This window comes from Streptomyces sp. IBSBF 2435 (assembly GCF_036815005.1).
Lineage (GTDB): Bacteria > Actinomycetota > Actinomycetes > Streptomycetales > Streptomycetaceae > Actinacidiphila.
Window position 1 is genome coordinate 1 of sequence record NZ_JAJSYW010000251.1, and the last position, 7,340, is coordinate 7,340.

Consider the following 7,340-nt stretch of genomic DNA (forward strand, 5'->3'; position numbering starts at 1 on the left):
CCGGCCACCCCGCCGACCGGCGCGCCGGTCACGTCCACAGGTCCGTGATCCGCACCCCGAGGTCCGCGAGCAGCGACCGCAGCAGCGGCAGCGACAGGCCGATCACGTTGCCCGGGTCGCCGTCGATGCCGTCCACGAAGGGCGCCGAGCGCCCGTCCAGGGTGAACGCCCCCGCCACGTGCAGCGGTTCGCCGCTGGCCACATAGGCGGCGACCTCCGCGTCGTCCGGCGTCCCGAACCGTACGGTGGTGGACGCCGTCGCCGACACCTGGCGCCCGCTGGCGGTGTCGATCACGCAGTGCCCCGTCCGCAGCACCCCCTCGCGCCCGCGCATCGCCTGCCAGCGGGCGGTGGCCTCGGCGGCGTCCGCCGGCTTGCCCAGCGCGGCCCCGTCCAGCTCCAGCACCGAGTCGCAGCCGACGACGATCTCGCCGCCGTCCAGCATCCCGCCGCCCGCCACCGCCGCGGCCTTCGCCTCCGCGAGCACCCGCGCCAGCTCGGCGGGACTGTCCGCGCTGATCGCGTCCTCGTCCACCCCGCTGACCACGACCCGCGGGTCGAACCCCGCCTGCTTCAGCAGACCGAGCCTGGCGGGAGACGCGGAGGCGAGTACGAGCGCACGGCGGTTCGAAGTCATCCCACCATCGTAGGCAGCGCTCACACCCGCCCATGAGCAAGGCCGGGCGCGTCGCAAGCTCGCCCGGGTTGGGGAACTTGCGCAGCGCAGGCGACAATTGGCGCGCCCAGTAGTGGAAGCGCCACAGAGTGGAGCCGGTACCGAGGTCGGTGGTGGTCCTGGCCGATCCCTACGACGTGGCAGCGGACGTGGTGCTTCGGCTTCTCGCCGAACGCCGGGTTCCCGTGGTCCGTCTCGACCCCGGCGCCGACCTGCACACGGGTGCGTCTCTGACCGCCACGTACTGCTCGGGCAGCCAGCGGGGCACCCGTGTGCACGGCAAGCCGGGAACTCCTCACCGCCCAGGTTCGCTCCGTATGGGTGCGCAGGCCCTCGCCCTAGGAGGGGCCGACCGGGTTGAGCGACCAGGACCGCCGGTTCGCCGCTGAACAAGCCCTCCGAGGCGCGGGAGGCATCCTCGCGTCTCCGCCGGGTGCGCACTACGTCAATCACCCGTGGAACAGCCGGGCCGCCGAGTTCAAGCCCGCACAGCTCGCGACCGCACGCCGTTGCGGGTTCCTGGTGCCCAGCACGGCGATCACCAACGACCCCCGCGAGGCGCGGGAGTTCGCCGCCCGCGAGCGCGGCGGAGCGGTCTACAAGCCGCTGCGAAACGCGCCCTACCGCGTGGACGGTCAGCCGCACAGCGTGTGGGTCCGGGACGTGCGCGGGGTCGAGATCACCGACGCCGTGTCCGTCTGTCCGCACATGTTCCACGCCACCGATCGCCCACGCCCTCGCCGATCAGCTGGAGAAAGGCTCCGGTACGTGAGCACGTCGACTCGGCTCCGCGACGGTGTGGTGGACAGACTCACCGAGGACGGCACTCCCACCGGCCCCGAATGGCGCAGCGCCGCCAGGGCGGTTCCCCGGGAACTGTTCGCGGCGTCGTACTTCGCGCCGGTGGCGGGCAGTGTCCCGACCGGCTACCGCCCCGTACGCGAGGGCGAGCCCGGATGGCCGGAGCGGATCTACTCCGACGAGACGCTGATCACCCAGCTCGATGGCCGCACCAGGCCCGACGACGTCACGGACGGTGCCGTGACCGGTTCCCCGGCATCGTCGTCCACCCTGCCGTCCCTGGTGCTGCGCATGTGGCAACAGCTCGGCGCCGAGGCCGGGCACCAGGTGCTGGAGATCGGCACCGGTACCGGCTACTCGACCGCCCTCGGGGCGCAGCGCCTCGGGGACGCCAGTCTCACCAGCATCGGATACGACCCGTCGGCGGGCGGGGCCGCCGCGGCGGCGCTCAAGGCCGCCGGCTCCGCCCCGGCTGATCATCGGCGACGGACTTCGCGGCGCCCCGGGCGGGGGGCAGTACGACCGGCTCATTGCCACCTGTTCTGTCCGGTACATCCCGCTGCCGTGGCTGCACCAGGTGAAGCCTGGCGGAAAGATCCCGGTCACACTGTCCGGGTGGAGCTACGCGAACGCCCTCGCGCTGCTCGACGTGGCCGGCGTCGGAGTGGCCACGGGAAGGTTCCTGCCCGGCTACACCAGTCTCATGATCGCCCGGCCCCACGACCGGCCGCCCCGTCCGGCGCTGGCCCTGCTGCCCGGGGAGGAGCGCCCGAGCCGGATCGACCCGGCGATATTGGACACGTGGACCGGTGGTTGGGTCGCCCAGCTCGCGGCGCCCGCGGCCGAACGGATGGGGGCGGGGGCGGAACAGATCCTCTGGGACGTGTCCACCGGCTCGCAGGCCCGGACGACCCCCGGCCCCGAGCGCGGGTGGACCGTGGTGCAGCGCGGGCCCGTCCGCCTGTGGGATCTGCTCGAACGGGGGGTGCAGCGCTGGCAGAAGGCAGGCGAGCCACACCCGGAAGGTTTCGGCATCACGGTCACGGCCGCCCGCCAGCGGGTCTGGATCGGCACCGAGGACGGTCCCGGCTGGGACCTACCGGTCTGACCCGCGGCGGTCCCAGCCAGGGGCGGCCGTCGTGGTCACCGGGCCGAGAACAGCGGCAACGCCGATCGGACTGTCCAGTCGCACGCACGCCCCAACCTGTTGTCCCGTTGGCTACACCCGCCAGGTGACGACGATCATCACCAGTGCCACGGCCACCGCGACGACACCCATCGCCCGGCGCAGCGTCATCAGCGCCTGGCGCAGCTCATCGGGGAGCTCGTCGCGCTGTTCCTCCGGCCGCATGTCGCGTTGATCGTCGGGCCACAACATGTCCCCCAGGTTGCTCCTGAGCAACACCGCGGCGCCTGAGTACGCGTACTCAGGCGAAATGCACGGCGGGCCGTCCCGCGGCCTGCGGCGTCAGGCGGGACCGCCGGGCCAGGCCGAGGTCCGCCAGGCCGCGGGTGCCGGGCGCGGCAGGGCGCGCGGGAGGTTGCGGGCCGGGGCCGACCAGACGGCCGGGCGGCCCGAGGGGCCGCCCTGCTCGGCTTCGAGTGCCGCGGCCCGCGCCTGGACCAGCGCCACGACGGCGGCCAGCTCCTCCGGCGTCGGACGGCCGCGCTCCACCTTGATCACCACGGGGTCGTTCCTTCCTGAGCGGTGTCGTGCCCTGCCTGCCCTGCCGTCACCCCGGCGGCTACAGCGGGATGTTGCCGTGCTTCTTCGGCGGCAGGCTCTCCCGCTTGTTGCGCAGCGTCCGCAGCGCCTTGACCAGTTGCGCGCGGGTCTGCGAGGGCGCGATGACCGCGTCCATGTAGCCGCGCTCCGCGGCGATGTAGGGGTTGAGCAGGGTGTCCTCGTAGTCGGCGATGAGCTGCTGGCGCAGTTCGTCGGCCGCCTGCGTGCTCTCCGCCGCGGCGAGGGTGCGGCGGTGCAGGATGTTGACGGCGCCCTGCGCGCCCATCACGGCGATCTGGGCCGTGGGCCAGGCCAGGTTGAGGTCCGCGCCCAGGTGCTTGGAGCCCATCACGTCGTAGGCGCCGCCGTACGCCTTACGGGTGATGATCGTGATCAGCGGAACTGTGGCCTCGGCGTACGCGTAGATCAGTTTGGCACCGCGGCGGATGATGCCGTCCCATTCCTGGCTGGTGCCGGGGAGGAAACCGGGGACATCGACGAAAGTGATCACGGGGATGTTGAAGCTGTCGCAGGTACGCACGAAGCGCGCGGCCTTCTCGGACGCGTTGATGTCCAGACAGCCGGCGAACTGCAGCGGCTGGTTGGCCACCACACCCACCGGGCGGCCCTCGATACGCCCGAAGCCGGTGATGATGTTCGGCGCGAAGAGGTCCTGGGTCTCCAGGAATTCGCCGTCGTCCACGACCCGCTCGATCACCCGGTGCATGTCGTAGGGCTGGTTCGCCGAGTCCGGGATCAGCGTGTCCAGTTCCAGGTCCTCGGCGGTGGGCGCCAGTTCCGCCGCGGCGGCGAAGGAGGGCGCCTCCTCCAGGTTGTTGCTCGGCAGGTACGACAGCAGCGCCTTGACGTATTCGAAGGCGTCCTTCTCGTCACCGGCCAGGTGATGGGCGTTGCCCGAGGTGGAGTTGTGGGTGCGCGCGCCGCCCAGCTCCTCCATGCCGACGTCCTCGCCGGTCACCGTCTTGATGACGTCCGGCCCGGTGATGAACATGTGCGAGGTCCGGTCGACCATCACCACGAAGTCGGTGATCGCCGGGGAGTAGACCGCGCCACCCGCGCACGGACCCATGATCAGGCTGATCTGTGGGATCACCCCCGACGCGTGGGTGTTGCGGCGGAAGATCTCGCCGTACATCCCGAGCGAGGTGACGCCCTCCTGGATCCGGGCGCCGCCCGAGTCGTTGATACCGATCACCGGGCAGCCGGTCTTCAGCGCGAAGTCCATCACCTTGACGATCTTCTCGCCGTAGACCTCGCCGAGCGCGCCGCCGAAGACCGTGAAGTCCTGCGAGAAGACCGCGACCGGGCGGCCCTCGACGGTGCCGTAGCCGGTGATCACCCCGTCGCCGTAGGGGCGGTTGGCCTCCAGGCCGAAGTTCGTCGAGCGGTGCCGGGCCAGCTCGTCCAGCTCGGTGAAGGAGTCGTCGTCCAGCAGGAGTTCGATCCGCTCCCGGGCGGTCAGCTTGCCCTTGGCGTGCTGTTTCTCGACCGCCTGCCCCGAACCCGCGTGATTCGCCTCCTCGATGCGGCGGCGCAGGTCCGCGAGCTTCCCCGCGGTCGTGTGGATGTCGTGGTCCTGCTCGGCCATGGAGGCGGCTCTCCTGCTCTCGGCGGCGGTGACGCGCCCTGCGGCCACTGGCGGCGGCCTGCCGGGTACGACGCTTCTGAACTCGTGAGTAACGCTGTGTCCCGTAGCGTAGTGGCGACTCTCCGGTACGGGCACTGCGGTGTTCACCACACTGCACCACCGTGTCCCCGCGCCCGCTGCGGCGTCGCCGGGGCCCGGCGTGTCACCCGCGCCCGCGCTCGTAGGGTGGACGTATGACGTCCAGCCGCTGGTCCGACCTCGACCGACCGCCGCTCAATGCCGCGGCGCTGCGCCGTGCCGTGGTCACGGCCGATTCGCTGTGGACCGCGCTCGACGTGGTGCAGGCCACCGGCTCGACCAACAGCGACCTCGCCGCCAGGGCCGCGGCGGGCGCCGCCGAGGGCGCGGTGCTGGTCGCGGAGGAGCAGACCGCCGGGCGCGGCCGGCTGGACCGCAGGTGGACCGCGCCCGCCAGGTCCGGCCTGTTCTTCTCGGTGCTGCTCCGGCCGGGGGAGCCCGCGCCGGCCGCCGCGAGCAGGGGCGCGGCGGACCCGGTGGACCCCTCCGGCCCCGTACGCGAACCCGTGCCCGTGCACCGCTGGGGCTGGCTGCCGCTGCTGGCCGGCGTCGCCACCGCCACCGCGCTGTCCCGGGCGGCCGGCGTCGACACGGCACTCAAATGGCCCAACGACCTGCTGGTCACCGTCGACGGCGAGGAGCGCAAGGCCGGCGGCATCCTCGCCGAGCGGACCGGTGCCGCCGGCGTCGTGATCGGCATCGGCATCAATGTGTCGCTGCGGGCGGCGGAACTGCCCGTGCCCACGGCCGCCTCGCTCGCGCTGGCCGGCGCCCAGGGCACCGACCGGGACCCGCTGCTGCGGGCCGTCCTGCGCTCGCTGGCCGACTGGTACGACGCCTGGCGCGCGGCGGACGGCGACCCGGCCGCCTCCCGGCTCCAGCAGACCTACGCGGCCGGCTGCGCCACCCTCGGCCGCCAGGTGCGCGCCGAGCTGCCCGGCGGACGGGAGCTGGCCGGTACGGCGGTCGCCGTGGACGGCGACGGGCGGCTGGTCATCGCGGGGCCCGACGGCGAGCAGCCGGTCGGCGCGGGCGACGTCGTCCACCTCCGGCCGTCCCGGTGACCTCCGGCGGGAGCGGGAGCCTTCCGGTGCGAGTGAGCTGCGGCACAGCTGCCGTATCGTGGAGTCGCTGCGTCGTCTCGATGATCGGAAGGGCTGTGCGCAGGGATTCCTCAGGGGCCGGGCGATGAGTGTGGACGACCCGGGCCCACCCGTTCCGGACGAGCCGTCCGCCGCCGGCCCGGGTGCAGAAGCCGACCCGGACGGCGAGGCCGTCACGGACACCGGCGAACACCCGCTGGCGCTGCGGCTCGAACAGCTCATCCTCGGCGCGCCCCGCCGCTACACCCCCTTCCAGGCCGCCCGCACCGCCGGCGTCTCCATGGACCTGGCGTCCCGCTTCTGGCGGGCCATGGGCTTCGCCGACATCGGGCAGGCCAAGGCGCTCACCGAGGCGGACGTCCTCGCGCTGCGGCGCTTGGCGGGACTGGTCGAGGCGGGGCTGCTCAGCGAGTCGATGGCCATCCAGGTGGCCCGCTCCACCGGCCAGACCACCGCCAGGCTCGCCGACTGGCAGACCGACTCCTTCCTCGAAGGCCTCACCGAGCCGCCCGAGCCGGGAATGACCCGCGCGGAGGTGGCGTATCCGCTGGTCGAGCTGCTGCTGCCGGAGCTGGAGGAATTCCTCATCTACGTGTGGCGCCGCCAGGTCGCGGCCGCCACCAGCCGGGTCGTCCAGTCCGACGACGAGGAGGCCGTCGACCGGCGGCTCGCGGTCGGCTTCGCCGACCTCGTCGGCTTCACCCGGCTCACCCGGCGCCTGGAGGAGGAGGAGCTGGGCGAACTGGTCGAGGCCTTCGAGACCACGGCGGCCGACCAGGTCGCCGCCTACGGGGGGCGGCTGATCAAGACGCTCGGCGACGAGGTGCTCTTCGTCGCGGACGACCCCGGTACGGCCTCCGAGATCGGGATCCGGCTGATCGAGACGATGACCGGCGACACTTCCATGCCGGCGCTCCGGGTCGGTATGGCCTTCGGCACGGTGACCACCCGTATGGGTGACGTTTTCGGTACGACGGTGAACCTGGCGTCCCGGTTGACCTCGATAGCCCCGCGGGATGCCGTCCTGGTGGACGGGGACTTCGCGGAGGCGCTCGCGGAGGCGGGGGAGGCACCGCTGTCCGAGGCGGATGTCGAGGCGGCGGACACGGAGAAGTACCGCTTCGCGCTTCAGCCGATGTGGCGGCGGCCGGTCCGCGGGCTCGGCGTGGTCGAGCCGTGGCTCCTCACCCGGCGGGCCTGAGCCCCCACTGCCTGGGCGCCGTACTCCCCCAGCGGTCGGCCCTGCCGTTGAGGACCCGCACGCGGGTGGTCCGCGCCCCCTCGGGTCCAGCGGCTCCGAACGCCGCTAGCGCGGGCGCAGGTCCGCCAGGCGGGGTGGGGCGGGGG

Annotated in this window: 6 protein-coding genes and 1 pseudogene; 3 read left to right on the top strand and 4 right to left on the bottom strand. The window is 72.8% G+C overall.

Annotated features, from left to right (window positions below; all coding sequences use genetic code 11):
- Positions 1-28 precede the first annotated feature (28 nt).
- A complete protein-coding gene (locus V7E46_RS30875) occupies positions 29-637 on the bottom strand; it encodes a nucleoside triphosphate pyrophosphatase (protein ID WP_333771503.1) in 609 nt (202 codons plus the stop codon).
- A gap of 807 nt (positions 638-1,444) precedes the next feature.
- On the opposite strand from V7E46_RS30875, the pseudogene tgmC reads away from it, so the two are divergent.
- Positions 1,445-2,585 (top strand): annotated as a pseudogene (tgmC, locus tag V7E46_RS30880) (ATP-grasp peptide maturase system methyltransferase).
- Positions 2,586-2,696: 111 nt separating this feature from the next.
- On the opposite strand, the gene V7E46_RS30885 reads toward tgmC, so the two are convergent.
- The 3 genes from V7E46_RS30885 to V7E46_RS30895 form a co-directional block, all read right to left on the bottom strand.
- On the bottom strand, positions 2,697-2,855 hold the full coding sequence (locus tag V7E46_RS30885) for a hypothetical protein (protein ID WP_333771504.1): 159 nt from the start codon (positions 2,853-2,855) through the stop codon (positions 2,697-2,699).
- Positions 2,856-2,945: 90 nt separating this feature from the next.
- The gene (locus tag V7E46_RS30890) at positions 2,946-3,164 is read right to left on the bottom strand and encodes an acyl-CoA carboxylase subunit epsilon (RefSeq protein ID WP_443054406.1); all 219 of its coding nucleotides are present in this window, start codon (positions 3,162-3,164) and stop codon (positions 2,946-2,948) included.
- 58 nt (positions 3,165-3,222) lie between these two features.
- A complete protein-coding gene (locus V7E46_RS30895) occupies positions 3,223-4,812 on the bottom strand; it encodes an acyl-CoA carboxylase subunit beta (protein ID WP_333771505.1) in 1,590 nt (529 codons plus the stop codon).
- A 233-nt stretch (positions 4,813-5,045) separates the two neighbouring features.
- Here V7E46_RS30895 and V7E46_RS30900 point away from each other — a divergent pair, with 233 nt between their 5' ends.
- Both V7E46_RS30900 and V7E46_RS30905 read left to right on the top strand, forming a co-directional pair.
- Complete coding sequence (locus tag V7E46_RS30900) at positions 5,046-5,954, top strand: biotin--[acetyl-CoA-carboxylase] ligase (RefSeq protein ID WP_333771506.1); 909 nt, start codon at positions 5,046-5,048, stop codon at positions 5,952-5,954.
- Between the two features lie 124 nt (positions 5,955-6,078).
- Entirely contained in the window at positions 6,079-7,194 is a 1,116-nt protein-coding gene (locus tag V7E46_RS30905) for an adenylate/guanylate cyclase domain-containing protein (RefSeq protein ID WP_333771507.1), read from the top strand.
- Positions 7,195-7,340: the final 146 nt, after the last annotated feature.

Excerpts from the sequence above, each read along its gene's own strand:
- V7E46_RS30900 (WP_333771506.1), top strand. The coding sequence starts at position 5,046 with ATGACGTCCAGCCGCTGGTCCGACCTCGACCGACCGCCGCTCAATGCC.
- V7E46_RS30905 (WP_333771507.1), top strand. The coding sequence starts at position 6,079 with ATGAGTGTGGACGACCCGGGCCCACCCGTTCCGGACGAGCCGTCCGCC.
- V7E46_RS30885 (WP_333771504.1), bottom strand. The coding sequence starts at position 2,855 with ATGTTGTGGCCCGACGATCAACGCGACATGCGGCCGGAGGAACAGCGC.
- V7E46_RS30875 (WP_333771503.1), bottom strand. The coding sequence starts at position 637 with ATGACTTCGAACCGCCGTGCGCTCGTACTCGCCTCCGCGTCTCCCGCC.
- V7E46_RS30895 (WP_333771505.1), bottom strand. The coding sequence starts at position 4,812 with ATGGCCGAGCAGGACCACGACATCCACACGACCGCGGGGAAGCTCGCG.